This window comes from Collinsella sp. Sow4_E3 (assembly GCF_052116285.1).
Taxonomy (GTDB): Bacteria; Actinomycetota; Coriobacteriia; order Coriobacteriales; family Coriobacteriaceae; genus Collinsella.
The window spans coordinates 15,871-34,313 of record NZ_JBQKLJ010000010.1; the positions used below are offsets into that span (position 1 = coordinate 15,871).

The following is an 18,443-nucleotide window of genomic DNA, read 5'->3' on the forward strand; positions in this document are numbered from 1 at the left end:
CCAACCAAAAACAAACAAAAAAGGGACCGCATGCAACAATTGCGTTGCATGCGGTCCCCACCAGCTGGTTTATAAAATTCCAGAAGTCCCTGTCTCCATATTTGCCTTAAAAAAGACGCTCCGTCTGCAAAAAATTTCCGCAGAAGCTCACACGATGCAACGGAGAAAGGCCATGTTTACGAATAGCCTCAATGTGCTCGGGGCTCGCATAGCCCTTTGACTCAGCAAGATGATATTCGGGATACTCGGCATCGTACTCGACCATCATCTCGTCACGCGTGACCTTGGCCATAATGGAAGCAGCGGCGATGCAGGCGATTTTGGCATCTCCCTTGACCACATCGCGCTCGTTAGGGACGGCGCCCAAGGGGTTGCCGTCCATAAGCACGCAATCGGGCTCGAGCCCCGTATCGGCCACCGCACCCGCGACGGCAGTGCGGATGGCGCGGGCCATGCCCATCTCATCGATATCCGCAGGAGCGATATGGCAAAAACCAATGGCCGTAGCCACCTCGGCAATCTGCACCGAGAGCAGCTCACGACGGGCAGGCGTGAGCTTTTTGGAATCGTTAATGCCCCAAACGCGCGGCTCCATGGGAAGGCAGACAGCGCAGACCGTCAACGGGCCGGCGACAGAGCCGCGCCCCACCTCGTCAACACCAACGACCACGCCATCGCCGCCGAGCTCATGCATAAGCTCGTACATGCCGTTGACGCGCTCGCGCTCGGAAAGTTCCTTGGCATGGCGCTTAAGTGCGCGTTCGCAAGCCTTGATCACCTGCTGGCGCGGATCCTCGCGATAGTGCTCCACGAGGGCGGGAATCTCCTCGAACGTGGCACTCGCCAGCTCGCCGGCAACCTGCGATGCCGAAATCGAGCTCGTCATATTGGCCATACCAGGCCCTCCTTGCATGGAAATCAGATAAAAAGAAGGGCCACCCGAAGGTGACCCTTGTGTCCAAACGAGTGGACAGACGCTGCGATCTTCTTAGCGCTTCTCGGGGATGCGAGCAGCCTTGCCCACCTTGTCGCGGAGGTAGTACAGCTTGGCGCGACGGACGCGACCATGACGGACGACCTCGAGCTTGGCGATCTTGGGGCTGTGAAGCGGGAAGGTACGCTCAACACCGATACCGAAGGAAATCTTGCGGACGGTGAAGGTCTCACGGGCACCGGCGCCGGCCATGCGGATGACGTCACCCTGGAAAACCTGGATGCGCTCGCGGTCGCCTTCCTTAATGCGGTAGTGAACCTTGACGTTGTCGGCAACGCGGACCTGCGGGATGTCCTCGCGGATCTGCTGACGCTCGATTGCGCGGATGTAATCCATGTGCAATTCCTTACTCTTCTAGAGGTGCCGTACCACCTTGGCCGGCACGTAGTTGAACAAACGTATTCGAGTATACACGCCACGACCTTGGCTGCAAGAACTATTTTGCCCGTGCGCAAAAAGACAAAAACACGCACTCTTTCTGCACTTATGCGCCGTCCGCAGCATCAGTCGTCGGCGTCGTCACGGTCGTTCCGGGCGCGATATAACCGTATTCGAGCAGCACCGAAAGCGCATGCTGCTTCCAGGTGGCAAGCTCTTCGTCATTATAGTTGTCATGAGCCCATTCATTCATCGCATCCTCGGCGTCTTGGGGCACCAGGTCCTGGCTGTCTGCCATCAGGTACAGGATGCCTAAGATGTCGAAGTCCTGCTTGGTCATCTCTTCCTTGTTTGATGTGCCGATGAGGCCGTGATCGATACCGTAGCGGCAGATATCGGTCAAAACGGTAACGAGGCCCGTAGGAATCGGCGAGGCATCTTTTGCGGCAGCGGGCGCGGTGTCGTCAGTCACTGCAGTGGCATCGTCGCTCGCCGGAGCAGGCTCGGCCGCGTTCGCATCGGAAGCCGCCTGCTCTCCCTGGGCAGGAGCCGCGCTATCCGTCGTTGCCGAAGAATCCCCCGAAGAAACGGACGTAACGCTCACCGGTGTCTCGACCACGGTCGTCATCGGGTCGACCGGTGCGGGTGCGGCGATGACCTCGGCCCAATCGGAATACACGCCGTCAATAAAGGCGCGAACATGGAAGGTGCCCGGTTGCGAGATGGTCATCGTGCCGTCCGTCGCGACCGAAATGCCCTTGCTCTCGAGCTCCTGGGCCTCCCAGCTGCAGACCCTATCGACTTCCTTGCCCGTCGTGTCATAGACCGTAGCCGTTAGGCCGTCGATGCCGTTGAGATTCTCCTCGACTCCGACGACGGTCTGTGCCGAGCCCTCGAGTTTGATGCTGCCGTTAAACGACTCGGGCGCCACGTCGCTTACCTTATATTTGTAGGCTGCGGCGTCGATCTCGTCATTGGTCGAAACATGCCCGTTCACGTCCACATAGGTGTCCTCGGGGATAAAGTACTTTACGTAGGCGGTGCCGGCCTTTTTACCCACCACGACTTGCTCGTGGGTGACAGGGTCGGTCTGGATCTCGATGACGTCGGACTTGCATTTCTTGCCGTTTTTATCGACTACGCGCCAGTCGCCCGACGACTTCACAAAGCCGTAATAGTCAACATCGTCCTCGTCCCTTGCACGCACACGATAGGAAGAGATGGGGTCTTCGTCTCCCACCGTAAGCCTTCGGGTCTTATCGGTCTGCAGCGATACGAGAATCTTGGAAATGGGCTTAATGGGCTGCGGCGTGCCCAACTGGGTATCGACCGTCACCGACTCAAACGACAGATTGGAACCCGTAATGGACATGGGGTAGGTGGCGGCCATGTCGTTGAGCACATTGCACGTGCGCGGGGCGCCGCCGTTGCGCGAAGGCACCTCGCGATCGGCCAGGACAGAATTCCAATCGATGGCGCGCACCATGTGGTTGTTGGTGCGATACGACCAGCTCGTAACGTTTCCGGCGGTGGTATCGTAGCCGTCGTCGCCACGATGGGCGATTGAGCGCAGGAACAGGTTCTGCACGGCGTCGGTCGACTGATCGCCAAAGGTGGTGTAGAACGAGCGCTGGTCATAACCGGCGGTATGGAACTCCTGCACGGCGGCGTTGTCGTCGTAGCACTCGCCGTTCATGTTAAAGATAATCACGTCGAACGTCACGCCCACCGGCTGGTCATAGTCCTCGGACAGCGTCGTGGTAGAACTCGTCTGCTTGCTATTGACCTGCGTGTGCGCAGGGATCGTCATATCGACGGTGACTGACTGATTGTCCGTTGTGGTGATCGACTGTTCCTCGGTCTTGCTCGCCTCCCACAACTGGGACATCGTGGCTTCGGCCGAAAACGAGGTCTCGATCTCCTCGCTCGCTGTTCCGGGCACGCCCAGCGACTCCTTGAGGCTCACCGATGCGCCCCACGAGCCGCCTTTGGAATACGATGCGGATTCAGAAGTGCTCGTGCCGACCGTCTCCTCGGTACCGCGGGCGAGTGTGATGCTCTGCGAGGCGTCCTCATAGCCGACGTTAAGAGCCGAGGTAACGAGCTCCTGCTCAGTCTTAGAATCGACAAAGGAATAGCCCGGCGCGTCCTCGGGCGCGCAGTTAAGCTTGTTCATGCTGTTGAGCTGCTGAACTCTAAAGTTATAGAACGCGATGCCAAAGCCATTGAAATCATACTGATAGGTGCCGCCGAGCTTGTCGACACAAGCAATGGTGGCATAGATGACGTCCTGCTCAGTCGTGTCTTTCGACAGTCCGTCGAGCGGCACGTTTTCACGGAAATCGGAGCCCTTCAGCTTGTGACCGATACAGCCGGCGATATCGTCGGTCAAGCGATCGTAGACAGCTTTGAGGCTTTTTGCCGATGTCAGACCACTCTGTTTCGATTTGTCGGCGCCGTCGGAATGCTCACCGTTGCCGCCCGAAAGCGCATCATACAGATAGATGTAGTGACCCTTACCGAAGTCCTTCTCAAAGCCCTTGCCGGCGTGGTCCCAGTACAAAAAGTCCCCGGAGTCGTCGCCTCCACCATAGCCAAGGATGTTATAGGCAAGCGATGCCCAGTTGGGCAGCACCTTTTTGACGGCGGCCGTGTAGAACGAGACGTTGTCGTACATCGAGGTACGGCCCTCGAGTTTGCCGTCATCGATATCAACAAACGTGCAGTCGCGATCGTTGACCGTAATGGTGAGCGGGTTGACCACGTCGCCATAAAGCTCGTCGCGAGATTCATCCTGAAGGGCAAAACCGGCCGTCGGCATCCCGCAAAGCGCCGTGACCGCAACGACCACCCAGCACAGGGTCATCTGTGCTCCCCGACGCGCTCGTTGCAAATACCTGGTGAGGTTTTTCATCGCAGTCCTCCCGTCAGTTGCCAATGTATTGAACCAACAGAATAAATATAAAACGCCGCCGCGTCCACAGGGAGCGCGGCGGCGCGAAGGGGGGCGTAAGAGGCGCAAATGGAACGCGACTCAGTTAAGCGGAACGCTTGGCCTCGAGCTTGGCCTGAGCGGCCGCCAGACGCGCCAGGGGTACGCGATAGGGCGAGCAGGACACGTAGTCCACATCGGCCACGTTGAACAGGCCCTTGATGGACTTGGGGTCGCCGCCGTGCTCGCCGCACACGCCAAAGTGCATGTCGGGGTTGGCGGCGCGACCCTTCTCGACGGCCATACGCACCAGCTCGAGCACCGCTGCGTCGATGGTCTCGAAGGGATTATCCTTCAGGATCTTCTTGTGCATGTACAGCGGGATGAACTTGGCCTCGGCGTCGTCGCGCGAGAAGCCGAAGGTTGTCTGGGTGAGGTCGTTGGTGCCAAAGCAGAAGAAGTCGGCATGGTGGGCGATCTCGTCGGCGACCATGCAAGCGCGCGGCAGCTCGAGCATCGTGCCCACGGGAATATTGAGCTCGACGCCCTCCTCGGCGGATACCTCGGCGATCACGCGCTCGATGACCTCGCGGGTCTGGACATGCTCGGCTGTGATGGAAACGAGCGGGACCATAATCTCGGGGCGCGGGTCGACGCCCTCCTTGATAAGGCGGGCAGCAGCCGTGGCGACGGCGCGAACCTGCATGAGCGGCAGATCGCCAAAGACAACGGACAGGCGCACACCGCGCAAGCCGAGCATCGGGTTGGACTCAACCATGCCGTCGATTCGACGCAGGCGGGCACGCAGGGTGGCAAGCTCTTCCTCGCCGGCGCCGGCGGCTTCCTTCTTGGTGATGGCGACCTCGAGCTCGCGAGGATTATCCAGGAACTCATGCAGCGGCGGATCGAGCAGGCGAACGACCACATCGCGACCGGACATGGTCTTAAACATCGCCAGAAAGTCCTCGGTCTGAACCTTGAGCAGGTCGGCCAGGGCCTGCTGCTTCACGGCCTCGTCGTCGGACAGGATAAAGCTCTGGATAATGTTCTTGCGGTCGCCCAGGAACATGTGCTCGGTGCGGCACAGGCCGATGGCCTCGGCGCCAAACTCGAGTGCGAGCGCGGCATCCTCGGGGTTGTCGGCGTTGACGCGCACGTGGTTGGCGTGACCGTCGGTCTCGTCCAGGCGGATCTCGTCTGCCCAGGACAGAATGGTGTCCAGATCGCCGGTGAGCTCGGCGGAGACCAGATCGACGGCGCCGTCGACGACGATACCCTGGGTGCCGTCGATGGAGATGATGTCGCCCTCGTGAAGCACACGGTCGCTGCCCTCGATGCGCACGATCTTCTCGGTGGCGTCAATATGGAAGCGCTCAACGCCGCAGACGCAGGGCGTACCCATACCGCGGGCGATAACGGCGGCATGGCTCGTCTTGCCGCCGTGGCTGGTAAGGATGCCCTCGGCAGCGACCATGCCCTTCAAGTCGTCGGGGTTGGTCTCCCAGCGGACCAGAATGACCTTATGGCCCTCGGCAGAACGTGCGACGGCATCGTCGCTCGAGAACACGACCTCGCCTACGGCGGCGCCGGGGCTGGCGTTAAGGCCGCAGGCCAGGGCCTCGTACTTCTTGGAGGAGTCGAACTGCGGATGCAGAAGCTGGTCGAGCTGCGCGGGATCGATGCGACTCACGGCCTCCTCGCGGGTGATGAGACCCTCCTCGACCATCTCGATGGCGATGCGCAGCGCGGCGGTTGCGGTACGCTTGCCCACGCGGGTCTGAAGCATCCACAGTTTACCCTGCTCGATGGTGAATTCGATATCGCACATATCGCGGTAATGATCCTCGAGCGTCAGGAAAACGCGCTCGAGCTCCTCACCAGCGGACTCGAGGCCCGGGGTGGTCTTGAGGTCGGCGATGGGCTCAGTGTTGCGGATGCCGGCGACGACGTCCTCACCCTGGGCGTTAACCAAAAAGTCACCGTAGAACTCCTTGGTGCCATCGGCCGGATTGCGCGTAAAGGCGACGCCGGTCGCAGAGGTCTCGCCTTTGTTGCCAAAAGCCATGGCCTGGACGTTGACGGCGGTACCGAGCTCGTCGGAAATGCCATGCTGTTTGCGGTAGATGCAGGCGCGCTCGTTCATCCAGCTGCCAAAGACGGCCTGGATGGCAAGGCGCAGCTGGAGCTCCGGATCGTGCGGGAAGACGGGCTTGCCGTCGACAACCTCGAGCTCGGGATACAGGGCAGCCTCGACGTTCTCGGAGAAGATGCCCTTGAAGGTCTCGACGAGCTCCTGCAGGTCCTCGGCCGAAAGCTCGGAATCGACGCGAACGCCGGCGACCAAGCGAGCCTGGGTCAGGGCGTTCTCAAACAAGTCGGCATCGACACCCATAACGACGTTGGAGAACATCTGGATAAAGCGGCGGTAGCTATCCCAGGCAAAACGCGGGTTTTGCGTCTGGGCAATGAGGCCCAGAACGGAGTCGTCGTTAAGGCCCAAGTTGAGGACCGTGTCCATCATGCCGGGCATGGAGAACGGAGCACCCGAGCGAACCGACACGAGCAGCGGGTCGGATGCGTCACCAAGCTTCTTGCCGCAGCGGGCCTCGAGATCGGCCTCGGCGGCAACGATCTCATCGAGTGCGCCTTCGGGCCACACATTGCCGGCACCGGAGTACTCGACACAGGTTTGGCAGGTAATGGTAAAGCCACCGGGAACCGGCAGGCCGATGCGGCTCATCTCGGCAAGATTTGCACCCTTGCCGCCAAGCACGAAGTTCATGGACTTGTCGCCCTCAGTGACACAGGTGCCCTGGGCGTCGGTTCCAAAACGGTAAACCCTCTTGCAATCGCTCACGATACTCCCCTTCCATGCGCTGTCGCGCACGACCGTGGTAACGAATCGACCCGCCGGATGCGAGCCGTGAGGGTACTATACGGCGGGTATTGGAAGTGCTTGCGTAGAGGGTGCGAGGTTTGGTAAACGTGATAAAACTGACGGTAAACGGTAGATAAAGGTGGTTACCTTATGAAGATACCAGTGTAGGAGACGTGCAGGTTAACTGAAAGAACTTTGCTAAATCGCTTTACCATAAGTAGCTAATTTGGGACGGGGCTTTTTTAGCTACCCCGTCGGCAATCGGCCAAAAAGCTCGCGGCCTCAGCCGGGGTAGCTAAAAAAGCCCCGTCCCAAATTAGCTACTTTTGTTGAGCGCGGCGAGCGGCACGACGGGCTCGAGCTTCTTGGATTTCCTCCAAATGACCGATGATCTCGGATGCACTCTCCTCAATCGCCTTACCGTCGGTACGCACCACAAAGCAGCCTAGGCGCTTCATGAGGGCACGGGCTTCCTCAAGCTCGCTGCGCACACTCTCGGGCTCGGCATAGGAGCCGGCGACGGCGCGGGCGTAGTCATCGCCCAAGCGGCTGTCGCGAATCTCAGAAATTACGTCAACGGTCGAAATCAGGCCGAACAGGCGCATCGGGTCGACCTCGTAAATCGACTTCGGCGGCTCCATGCCGTGCGCCAGCGGAACGTTTGCGACCTTGTAACCCTGATAGGCCAAATACATCGACAGCGGCGTTTTGGACGTACGCGACACGCCCAGCAGCACGATATCGGCCCCCGAAAGGTCGTCGCAGCCGCGCCCGTCATCGTGCTCGACAAAGTACTCCATAGCCTCGATGCGGTGGAAATAGCGGTCATCCGTTTTGTGAATAACGCCCGCAACGCCCTTGGGCGGCACACCGATGAGCGACGACAGCACGGCAAGGGTCGGACCGATCAGGTCGACAGAGCGAATATGCAGCATACCCAGGTAATCGAGCACGCGGGCGCGAAGCGCCGGATCGACGATAGTGTGGAACACGGCGATATCACGATGGTCCGCATCGACGCGCGGGCCCACAAACGACTTGACCTGCTCCACCGAGTTCACTTTGGGCAAGCGCAAGAGACGAAAAGCCCCTTCATCAAATTGCCCGGACGCCGCAAGCACCACCTCACAAGCGGTATCACCGAGCGAGTCGGAGATAACGATAACGGTGGGACGAGCGGTGACCGGGCAATCCATGCGGGGCTCCTTTTACGCTTATGCGCAGGCTGGCTTACTTTTTGCGGGCAAGCTCACCGATGTTGGCGATGCCAGAGAAAACGGCCTCGAAGCGGTTGAGCAGCTTAAGGCGATTATCGCGGAGCTGCTCGTCCTTGTCCATGACCATAACCTCGTCGAAGAAGCGGTCGATGGGGGCACGCAGGGCGGCAAGGGCGGCAAATGCGGCCGGGTAATCCTCGGCAGCAAGGGCGCCATCGACAGCGGTCTGAGCAGCCTCGGAGGCATCGGCAAGCGCGAGCTCGGCCTCACCCATCAGGCTGCGATCGTACTCCATACCCAGCTCGGGCTTAGAGATGTGCGCGGCGCGGGCATAGGCAGTAGCCAGGTTGTCGAAGGTCTCGGCATCGTTCTTACGAGCCTCGTCGAGCGCGGCGCAGCGGGCGAAGAAGACGGACGGAGCGACGATGTGCACCGCGGAGACGGCGGCGACGGTATCCGCCGGAATCTTCTCGTCGCGGGCCATGCTCACCAGACGGCCGTGGAAGAAGTCGCGGACCTGCTGGGCGACCTCGGCGGCGTCGAACTCGATACCCTGCTCGCTATAGAGCTCAAGGGCAAAGTCGATGAGCGTCGTGGGGTCGATCGGCAGACGATCGCGCAGGATGTTGATAATGCCGATAGCGGCGCGACGCAGCGCGTACGGGTCGGAAGAGCCGGTCGGGGGCTCACCGATGGCAAAGATACCGGCAATGGTATCGAGTTTGTCGGCACAGGCCACGATGCAGCCAGCGGTGCCCTCGGGCAGCTCATCGCCGGCAAAGCGGGGACGATAGTGATCGCGAATGGCGTGGGCGACCTCGTCGTTCTCCCCCATCGCAGTTGCGTAATAGCCACCCATCACGCCCTGCTGGCTCGTAAACTCGACGACGGCGTTGGAAACCAGGTCGGCCTTGCACAGGTGCGCGGCGCGAGCGGCATCGGCAGCGAGGTGGGCGCCCAGATGGGCCTCGCGGGCAATAGCGAGCGCGAGCTGCTCAATGCGCTCGGACTTGGCGAGCACGCTGCCGAGCTTCTCCTGGAAGGCAACCTTGGCCAGACGCTCACGGAACTCGTCGAGGGAGATCTTCAGGTCCTCCTCGTAGAAGAACTTGGCATCGTCCAGACGGGCGCGCACGACGCGCTCGTTGCCGTCGATCACACGATCGGCATTCTCGGGCTTGCTGTTGGAGACGACCACGAACTCACGCGTGAGCTTGCCCTCGCCGTCATAGATCGGGAAGTAGCGCTGGTTGGTGAGCATGGACTCGCAGATGATCTCGTGCGGGACCTTGAGGAACTCCTCGTCGAAGGTACCGACGAGCACCGTCGGCCACTCGCAGAGGTTAATGACCTCCTCGAAGACCTTCTTGGGCGTGTCGACATGGCAGCCAGGGCGAGCGGCCTCGACCTCGGCAATACCGGCAAGGATGGCCTCACGACGACGCTCGGCAGAGAGCACGCCGGCGTCCTCGAGCACCTGCTCGTAGACGGCGGGGCTGGCGACAACATGGTCACCGGCGCCCAGCACGCGATGTCCGCGCGTGGTATTGCCGCTCGTCACATCGGCAAACGTCACGGGCACAACGTCCTCGCCCAGAAGGCAGCAGATCCAACGGACCGGACGCACAAACGTAGCGTGCTCGTGGCCCCAGCGCTGGCTGCGGTAGTTGGGCCACTGCAGGCCTGCGATCGTCTTCTCGCACAGGGCCGTCAGAATAGGGGTAGCCGGCGCGGAGGGAATGTTCTTCTCGGCGAACACGTACTCGCGGCCGTCGGTGTCCTCACGACGGATCAGGTCCTCGGCAGCCACACCGCACTTGCGGGCGAAGCCCTGAGCGGCCTTGGTGGCGTTGCCGTCGGCATCGAAGGCAATGTTTGCCGCAGGGCCGCGCTTGACCTCGTGGACCTCATCGGTCGCGGTGGCGACGTTGGCCACGAGCGCAGCCAGACGACGCGGGCTCGAGATCACGCGGACCTCGCCATGGGCCAGGCCGGCCTCGTCGAGGCCTTTGGCGATCATATCGCCAAGCTGCTTGACGGCATTGTTCAGCGGTGCGGAGGGCATTTCCTCCGTACCGATCTCAAACAGGAAATCCTTAGCGTCTGCCATGGCTTACGCCACCTCGCCTTCCTGGTCGGCATTCTCGTTGACTCCGGCGACCTCGGCCATATAGGCCTCGCAGCACGCCTTGGCGACGGCGCGGACGCGCAGGATGTAGTTGGCGCGCTCGACTGCGGACAGGGCGCCGCGGGCATCGAGCAGGTTGAAGGCATGGCTGCACTTCATGACGCAGTCGTATGCGGGCAGCGGCAGCTTGCGCTCCAGACAGGAGTGGCACTCGGCCTCGTAGTCGTCAAACTTCTGACGCATCATCTCGACGTTAGCGACCTCAAAATTGTAGGCGCTAAACTCGCGCTCGTTCTCCAGGAACACGTCACCGTAGGTCATGGGCGTGCCGTCGGGCAAATAGCTCCACACCAGGTCGTAGACGGAGTTGACACCCTGGGCGTACATGGCGATGCGCTCCAGGCCGTAGGTGATCTCGACGGGCACGGGGTCGACCTCGATGCCGCCCACCTGCTGGAAGTACGTAAACTGCGTGACCTCCATGCCGTTGAGCCAAACCTCCCAGCCAAGGCCCCAGGCACCGAGCGTCGGGCTCTCCCAGTCGTCCTCAACAAAGCGGACGTCATGGTCGTTGGGGTCCAGGCCAATGGCGGCAAGAGACCCCAGGTAAAGCTCCTGAGCATTAACCGGGGAAGGCTTAATGAGCACCTGGAACTGATAGTAGTGCTGCATGCGGTTGGGGTTCTCGCCGTAGCGGCCGTCGGCGGGACGGCGGCAGGGCTGCGCATAGCAGGTGCGCCACTCGGCAGGACCGAGCGAGCGCAGCGTGGTCGCGGTATGGAAGGTACCGGCACCGACCTCGGAGTCATAGGGCTGCATAATGACGCAGCCCTGCTCGCCCCAGTACTGCTGGAGGCGCAGGATGATGTCTTGGAAGGAAAGCGATGAAGCGTTCATGCCTCTAATATCCCCTCGTCGAAACGATTACACGGTTAGGTACTGTACTATAGCGGTTTTTAGTCGATAGCGCCCAGACGGTTGAGCGGCCAGTAACGCACGAGCGCCACGGCGATCAGGTCCGAACGGTCGACCGGGCCAAAGTAGCGTGAGTCGGCTGAGTTCTCGCGGTTGTCGCCCATCACCCACACGCACCCGTCAGGGACGGTGTAGGGATAGCTCACCTGAGCACCAGGCGCCTGGACCGACAGTGGCCAGCTCATGCCCGTCGTATAGTCCTCGTCGAGCGCTTGGCCGTCAACGACCACCTTGCCGTCCTGCAGGTTGACCGTCTGGCCGGCCGTAGCGATGACCCGCTTGACGAGCACATCGTGCTCAGAGGTGCCATCGGGGTTGTGGAACACCACAATATCGCCCTGTTTGACAGGCTGGCCGAGCTCAAGCGTCACCTTTTGCGCCAGGATCTGGTCGCCAATCTCGATAGTGGACTCCATGGAACCGGTGGGCACCACAAAGGGCTCGACCACAAAGGTGCGAATCAAGAAGGTGGCGACGAGCGCGATTGCGACGACCACGACCCACTCAAACGCGCCCTTTAGCATGGAATGCTGCGACGGAACCATTCTCACTCCTCGCTCTGCGAATACGAAGCGTCCAAAATCTCCTGCGCGTACGCACGCTCCTGGGGCGTAAGCCGCGCCGTCTCAATTAAGTCGGGACGCCAGCGACAGGTGCGCTCGATGGCGTTCTTGCGGCGCCAAGCGTCAACCTTGGCGTGGTCACCACTTACAAGCACCGGAGGCACGCCCTCGCCGTTAAACTCGGCAGGACGGGTGTACTGCGCGTACTCGAGCAGGCCTCCGTCCTCGGCGGTCGAGAATGATTCGTCAACGTTGCTCATCTCGTCACCAAGCGCGCCGGGAATCAGACGCACGACAGCGTCAGCAACGACCATAGCAGGCAGCTCGCCGCCCGTGAGCACATAGTCGCCGATCGACAGGCGCTCATCGGCATAGGCATACGCGCGCTCGTCGACACCCTCGTAGCGGCTGCACACAAACAGCAGGCGCTCGCTTTGGAGCAGGCGCTCGGCTACCTGCTGCGTAAAAGGCTCACCGCAGGGCGTAAAGAACACCACGGTGGGCTTGGGGCCCTCAGAGCTGATGGCCTCGATGGCCTCAGCGATGGGCTCGACCTTCATGAGCATGCCCTGACCGCCGCCGTACGGCTCGTCATCGACGGTACGGTGGCGATCGTGCGTCCAGTCGCGCAGGTTATACGCCTTAAAATCAAAAAGGCCGGCCTTGCGGGCACGGCCCAAGATCGATGTGGACATGACGGGCTCAAACATCTCGGGAAAGACCGAAAGGGTCTCGATCAGCATGTTGTCCTCCCTACTTGTCCATATCGATCAAGCCGTCCATAACGTGGACGGATATTGCTCCCCGATCGGGAAGATCGAGCACAACCTGCTCGATCACGGGAATCAGCACCTCGCCATACCGATCACCCTCGACAACCCAAACGTCGTTGGCGGGCGTCGACATAATCTCAACGATCGTTCCGAGCGACCCAAAGCGCTCGTCAACCACCTCGCGACCCATAAGGTCGGTATAGGCGGCATCGAGTGAATCGAGCTCAAAGTCATCACGGTTCGCCAGAACGAAACAACCCGTGATGCCCTCGGCGGCCGTCAAGTCGTCAATGCCCTCAAACGAAACCAGATCGCCATCGCCCGTATCGGTAACGGATGTAACCGTGCAAAAGCGGTCACGCTTGAGCGCCGGTGGCGTCAGGGCGACACGCATACCCGGCTCCAATACAGAAGGAAGCCCCCGCAGCGGCTGCGCGAGGACCTCCCCCTTCCTTCCATGCGGCTTAACCACACGGGCGATGTTTTTGTACTGGGACCTCAAGGTCCTAGCCCAGAACCTCTACCTCGACGGAAGTGTCGAGGCGAGCGGCCAGTGCACGGGCGAGCGTGCGAATGGCCTTGATGGTACGGCCGCGACGGCCAATGACCTTAGCTACGTCATCCTCGGCGACCGAAACCTCAATAGTTGAGGCATCGTCGCCATCGATAACTTCCAGGCTCACGGAATCCGGGTCGTCGACGATCTGAACAACGAGATATTCGACGAGATCGGCGATGCGATCTGAGAGCATTGCCTCACCCTCGAGCTGTGCAGCGTCAACCTCAGGCACGATTTACTCCTCGGCGCCCTCGGCGCCCTCAGCGGCCTCAGCGGCCTCAGCGGCAGCCTTAGCGGCCTCGGCCTCTTTGGCGAGCTGCTTCTTGGACTTCTTGACGACGGTCTCGGTCTTCTCGCCCTCGTTGGCGGCCTTGACCAGGGCAGCGACAGCGTCGGTGAGCTGAGCGCCCTTGGACTGCCAGTCAGCGATCTTCTCGAGATCGAGGTTGATGGTCTTGGGGGCGGTCATCGGGTTGTAGCGGCCAACCTCCTCGATGATACGACCGTCACGCGGGGCGCGGGAATCGGCGACGACGACACGGTAGTACGGACGCTTCTTAGCGCCGTGACGAGCAAGGCGAATCTTGACTGCCAAAGGAAACTCCTCCAACCAAGCAGCTTTAGGCTGCAACTACAAACAAACAGTTGAACATAATACGCCATCGACGCGGGCAGGTGAAGTCCGTGAGACCAACTTCTTCGGTGTAGTCGAAGGCAAATCCATATCTTAGACAAGAATTCGCGATTTGCAAGCACATCCACGCACCCCACATGAGCTGCGCGGTATACTCATGCCATGAAAAGATGCGAACATACATACGGTTATGAGGATACTGCGGGCGTCACGCCGCCGCCCTGGACGGGTCCGGCGGTGGGCCTGATGGATCTCGATGCGTTTTTTGCGAGTGTAGAGATGCTCGATCATCCCGAGTGGCGCGGCAAGCCGCTTATCGTGGGCGGAGACGCCGAATCGCGCGGCGTTGTATCCACCTGCTCATACGAGGCACGCCGCTTTGGCGTGCACTCCGCCATGCCCTCGGCCGAGGCGCGCCGCCTCTGTCCGCAGGCCATTTGGACACACGGGCATTTCGATCGCTACCACGAGGTCAGCGCACAGGTCATGAATATTCTTGCCGACGAGACACCACGCGTTGAGCGCGTGTCCATCGACGAGGCCTTTATCGACATCACGCCGGGCCGCTTTGCGCCCGAGGACCCACTGCTCGTCGTACGACGCATCAGCGATCGCGTGGCGGCACTGGGGGTGACCTGCTCCATCGGCGTCGGTTGCAACAAAACGGTGGCCAAGATTGCAAGCGAGCGAGACAAGCCGTTTGGGCTTACGGTCGTACGCCCGGGAACTGAGCAGCGTTTTCTGGCGCCGTTACCTGTTTCTGCCATGAGCGGTATCGGGCGCTCGGCCGAGGAGCGGCTGCGCCGCATGCGGATTTACACGCTGGGCGAGCTGTCGCGCGCACCGGAATCCACACTGTCTGCGATTTTTGGCGTTAACGGCGAGCGCATGCGCCAGCGTGCGTTGGGGCTCGAGGTTTCCGAAGTCACGAGCCTCGATGAAGAGCGCGAGGTCAAGTCGGTAAGCAATGAGCGCACCTTTGCGAAAGATTTGACCGAGCGCGGGGACATCGAAGCGGCGATTGCATTATTGGGCGAATCCGTCGGACGTCGCCTGCGCCGCCAGGGGCTTACCGGCGCCACGGTGACGCTCAAACTTAAGTACTCGTACGGCAGCGGTCGCTCGGCACAGCGACGACTCCCCCATCCCACCGACGACGAGAACATCTTTGTGGCGGTAGCGATCGAGTTGCTCGACAACATCTGGCAGGAAGGAATGCATGTACGCCTTGCCGGCATAGGCATGAGTGACTTCAATCATCAAGGCGGCATACAGACCGACCTGTTTTGCGAAGTCGACGACCGCGGAGCCCAATCCAGCGACCGCCGTGACCTCTCCGTCGCCATCGACGCGGTCCGAGACAAGTTCGGCGACACCGCCCTATCCTTCGGCCGCCAATCACGCTTCTCCTCCCACTAAGTAGTCAATTTGGGACGGGGCTTTTTTAGCTACTTTAGATTGTCAGGGTAGTACGGGGTAGCTAATTTGGGACGGGGCTTTTTAGCTACCCTTCAGCTGGCAGCGAATCACCCGGGGCCGGAATAAAACTCAACCGATTTGTAGGGTTAGCTAAAATAGCCCCGTCCCAAATTAGCTACCCAACCCATACCTGACGCGGTCGCAACACAGACCTCGTCCAAAATGAGCTATTTTTTGATTTTGACCTTTTGTATGGTGCAGTGTCCAATGCCCGTAAGACGGACGATCTGTTTAATCGAAAAGCCCTCGCTCTTCAAAGTACGAATGCAGGCATCGCGCGCCCCCTTTGGCAAAGCCTTAAGGTGATGAGGCTCGTACGGCTTAAGAAGAGCCTGCGCAAACTCCAGCACATCTGTGTCGCTCACATGAGCGCCGTCACGGAAGCAATAGCGATTGGGCTCACCCGAGGTGCTGAAGGCAAAAAATCTCTGAGAGTCCCCGAGCAACCCGAGAACGCAATCCGTTTTGCAGATACCCGGATATCCCATATACTCGCGAAAGCTGCTCCATCGATACAGCGAAGCGGTCCCAATCCTCGCCTTCGCGGGATTGTCGTGAATGTATCTCACGCAGTTGAGCAGCTGATCATCATCGAGGATCGGCACACTCTTAAATCGATCCTGGAAAACAGGCCCCTTCCTGCCTGTCTTTGAGTTGAAATACATGGCATACGCCGTCGTAATCGAATGCATGCAATCGCTCAGATGAACATGCTCGTCGTCAAGCAGAAGATGAATATGGTTATCCATAAGGCACCACGCGATGACATCCACTTTAAACTTCTGGCATTTCGAAGCAATCAGCCGAATCAGATAGAGCCGATCTTCGTCATCCTCAAATATGAGTTGGTCGGCACATCCCTTTTGGACGACATGGTAAAAACCATATACAGAGATTTCTCGCGCAGTCCGAGTCATACGCATCCCCTCCTCTACAGATGACAATTACGTTACCCGAGCCAGAGTAGAAAAAAACGTACTGGGAGCTATAAATCGCGATGTTCGGCGAACGGTAGGTAGTAGCTAAAAAAGCCCCGTCCCAAATTAGCTACTTTTGGGCAAAAAGAAAGCCGGGCGGCCGCGGAAAAACGCGGCTGCCCGGCGAAATACTTGAGGGTAGCTAAAAAAGCCCCGTCCCAAATGAGCTACTAGAGGAGGTCCAGGGAGAGCTGGGGAGCGTCGCCCCAGAGCTTTTCGAGTCGGTAGAACTCACGTGCCTCGGGAGTGAAGACGTGGACGACAACCGAACCGTAGTCCATGAGCATCCAGGTCTTCTGCTCGCGGCCCTCAATGGAAAACGGGTGCTCGCCGCAAGCCTCGGCGACTTTCTCCTCAATCTCGTCGACGATGGAATCAACCTGGCGGTTGTTGGTGCCGGTAGCAAGGACAAAGTAGTCGCAAACATCGGAAAGCTCAGTCAGATCGAGCACCTGAACGTCCTCGCCTTTCTTGTCGTAGGCGGCCTGCGCGGCAGCGCGGGCGACATCCTCGGCGGCGACACCGCTGGCGGAGAGCGTCGCGGCAGTGCGGTCGGACGTGGCCACGAAACTCTTGTGCTCCGCACCTTCAAGAATCTGCTCGTCAGTCATGGTCTCATCGGCCATGGAATACCTCTTTCTAGACGCACCCGAGCTAGCGCAGCTGGGCGTAATGGTTGTAAATCGTAATAGCCGTGGGATAAAGATAGCGCCCGGACTGGATCACATAGACCAGACCCTGCGCAAAACAGGAGAAGAACAACTCGTCGAGCGAGGACTTCCCCACCATCTTGCGCAGCGCATGGGCATAATCGCCGTGGCGGTTGGGTTCGATGGCATCGGCCACAAAGACCACCATATCGAGCGGCGTCATGTCGCAAGCGCCCACGGTGTGACGGTCGACAGCCTGAAAGACCGCCGGCGACAGCTCGGGAAAAAGCTGCGGAAGCTCATAGGCGGCAACCGGGCCATGCAAAAGCGGCGTCGCGGCAGACGGAGAGCCGGCAATCTTAATGCCATAATGCAGAGCGCGCGTGACCAGCTCGTCGTCGGAGAGCACTTTGTCCCAGTCATGGATCAGGCCGGCGGCAGCGGCATCAAAGCGGTCGACGCCGTATACCTCGGCTAGGTGCAGCGCCGTCTCGGCAACCCCGAGCGAATGCACGTAGCGCTTACGCTTATCCTTCATGCGCACATCGAGCAACTCGTGGATACGCGTCAAGAGCGCGCGCTCGTCGCCCTCAAACTGATCTTCTACCGACAACGTTTCCCCCCGTCAATCAAAATCGTCTTGCCCAAGATCGGCATACAGGCCGCGTTTACGGATATAGCCGAGCACGGACTCGCTCGTAAGATAGCGCACGCTCATGCCGCGGGCAACCCGCTTGCGGATGTTGGTCGAGCTAATCGCCAGCGCCGGAATCTGAATATAGCGCACATCGAATGGCAGCCCCGATTCCTTAATCCTCGCCCGGGCCGTATCGATGTCAAAGCCGGGACGCGTCGCAGCGATAAAGGTTGCCAGTTCGGCAATCTCGTGAGCATTGTGCCAGGTCACAATATCGATAATCGCATCGGCACCCGTAATAAAGTAAAGCTTCACCTGTGGCGGGTAAAACTCGCGAAGGGCACGCAGCGTATCGGCTGTATAGGTGACACCGGCACGATCGATCTCGAAGCGGCTTGCCAAAAAGGCCGGGTTCGCGGCAGTCGCGAGGACCGTCATGGCATAACGGTCCTCAGCAGGCGTCACCGGTTTGTCGAGCTTAAAGGCAGGAGAGCCGGCCGGCATAAAAAGCACAGCGTCCAAGTCGAGCGACTCGCGAGCCTGCTCGGCGGTAACCAAGTGCCCGTAATGAATCGGGTCAAAGGTGCCGCCCATAATGCCAAGCCGAAACTCGTGCCCATCCTTGATGGGCAGCTCAGGCAATCCGATTCCACCGCGCAGCGACATGGC

General features: G+C 60.0%; 17 protein-coding genes. 1 reads left to right on the plus strand and 16 read right to left on the minus strand.

Features of this window, described 5'->3' with window-relative positions; all coding sequences use genetic code 11:
- Positions 1-106: 106 nt before the first annotated feature.
- The 12 genes from ACTQ48_RS07045 to rpsP form a co-directional block, all read right to left on the minus strand.
- Positions 107-895, minus strand: coding sequence for a ribonuclease HII (locus tag ACTQ48_RS07045; protein ID WP_441057368.1), 789 nt, complete (start codon positions 893-895; stop codon positions 107-109).
- Between the two features lie 93 nt (positions 896-988).
- Positions 989-1,330 (minus strand): 50S ribosomal protein L19, encoded by a 342-nt coding sequence (rplS, locus tag ACTQ48_RS07050; RefSeq protein ID WP_441570460.1) that lies wholly within the window; start codon positions 1,328-1,330, stop codon positions 989-991.
- A gap of 148 nt (positions 1,331-1,478) precedes the next feature.
- Complete coding sequence (locus tag ACTQ48_RS07055) at positions 1,479-4,238, minus strand: hypothetical protein (RefSeq protein WP_441570461.1); 2,760 nt, start codon at positions 4,236-4,238, stop codon at positions 1,479-1,481.
- A gap of 172 nt (positions 4,239-4,410) precedes the next feature.
- Complete coding sequence (gene ppdK, locus ACTQ48_RS07060) at positions 4,411-7,161, minus strand: pyruvate, phosphate dikinase (RefSeq protein WP_441570462.1); 2,751 nt, start codon at positions 7,159-7,161, stop codon at positions 4,411-4,413.
- A gap of 341 nt (positions 7,162-7,502) precedes the next feature.
- Positions 7,503-8,378, minus strand: a complete 876-nt coding sequence (locus tag ACTQ48_RS07065; RefSeq protein WP_154516238.1) for a pyruvate, water dikinase regulatory protein — start codon at positions 8,376-8,378, stop codon at positions 7,503-7,505.
- A 34-nt stretch (positions 8,379-8,412) separates the two neighbouring features.
- Positions 8,413-10,509, minus strand: coding sequence for a glycine--tRNA ligase subunit beta (gene glyS / locus ACTQ48_RS07070; protein ID WP_441570463.1), 2,097 nt, complete (start codon positions 10,507-10,509; stop codon positions 8,413-8,415).
- Between the two features lie 3 nt (positions 10,510-10,512).
- A complete protein-coding gene (locus tag ACTQ48_RS07075; protein WP_006236091.1) occupies positions 10,513-11,424 on the minus strand; it encodes a glycine--tRNA ligase subunit alpha in 912 nt (303 codons plus the stop codon).
- 59 nt (positions 11,425-11,483) lie between these two features.
- Entirely contained in the window at positions 11,484-12,047 is a 564-nt protein-coding gene (gene lepB, locus ACTQ48_RS07080) for a signal peptidase I (RefSeq protein WP_441054258.1), read from the minus strand.
- A gap of 2 nt (positions 12,048-12,049) precedes the next feature.
- Positions 12,050-12,808: a tRNA (guanosine(37)-N1)-methyltransferase TrmD gene (trmD, locus tag ACTQ48_RS07085; protein WP_441546965.1), complete on the minus strand. Its 759-nt coding sequence runs from the start codon at positions 12,806-12,808 to the stop codon at positions 12,050-12,052.
- Between the two features lie 10 nt (positions 12,809-12,818).
- Positions 12,819-13,310, minus strand: coding sequence for a ribosome maturation factor RimM (gene rimM / locus ACTQ48_RS07090; protein ID WP_427717603.1), 492 nt, complete (start codon positions 13,308-13,310; stop codon positions 12,819-12,821).
- A 34-nt stretch (positions 13,311-13,344) separates the two neighbouring features.
- Positions 13,345-13,590, minus strand: coding sequence for a KH domain-containing protein (locus ACTQ48_RS07095; protein WP_154516529.1), 246 nt, complete (start codon positions 13,588-13,590; stop codon positions 13,345-13,347).
- Between the two features lie 42 nt (positions 13,591-13,632).
- A complete protein-coding gene (gene rpsP / locus ACTQ48_RS07100) occupies positions 13,633-13,992 on the minus strand; it encodes a 30S ribosomal protein S16 (protein ID WP_441570464.1) in 360 nt (119 codons plus the stop codon).
- A gap of 201 nt (positions 13,993-14,193) precedes the next feature.
- On the opposite strand from rpsP, the gene dinB reads away from it, so the two are divergent.
- Positions 14,194-15,450, plus strand: coding sequence for a DNA polymerase IV (dinB, locus tag ACTQ48_RS07105; RefSeq protein ID WP_427717584.1), 1,257 nt, complete (start codon positions 14,194-14,196; stop codon positions 15,448-15,450).
- 227 nt (positions 15,451-15,677) lie between these two features.
- Here the strand turns inward: dinB and ACTQ48_RS07110 are convergent, their stop codons facing one another.
- From ACTQ48_RS07110 to nadD, 4 genes are all read right to left on the minus strand, one after another.
- Positions 15,678-16,427: a transposase gene (locus ACTQ48_RS07110; RefSeq protein ID WP_441570465.1), complete on the minus strand. Its 750-nt coding sequence runs from the start codon at positions 16,425-16,427 to the stop codon at positions 15,678-15,680.
- Between the two features lie 230 nt (positions 16,428-16,657).
- Positions 16,658-17,113 carry a ribosome silencing factor gene (gene rsfS / locus ACTQ48_RS07115; RefSeq protein ID WP_427726898.1) on the minus strand — a complete coding sequence of 152 codons (456 nt, stop codon included), beginning with the start codon at positions 17,111-17,113 and terminating at the stop codon, positions 16,658-16,660.
- 28 nt (positions 17,114-17,141) lie between these two features.
- A complete protein-coding gene (yqeK, locus tag ACTQ48_RS07120) occupies positions 17,142-17,675 on the minus strand; it encodes a bis(5'-nucleosyl)-tetraphosphatase (symmetrical) YqeK (RefSeq protein ID WP_427718844.1) in 534 nt (177 codons plus the stop codon).
- A gap of 87 nt (positions 17,676-17,762) precedes the next feature.
- Positions 17,763-18,440: a nicotinate-nucleotide adenylyltransferase gene (gene nadD, locus ACTQ48_RS07125; protein WP_427794396.1), complete on the minus strand. Its 678-nt coding sequence runs from the start codon at positions 18,438-18,440 to the stop codon at positions 17,763-17,765.
- Positions 18,441-18,443: the final 3 nt, after the last annotated feature.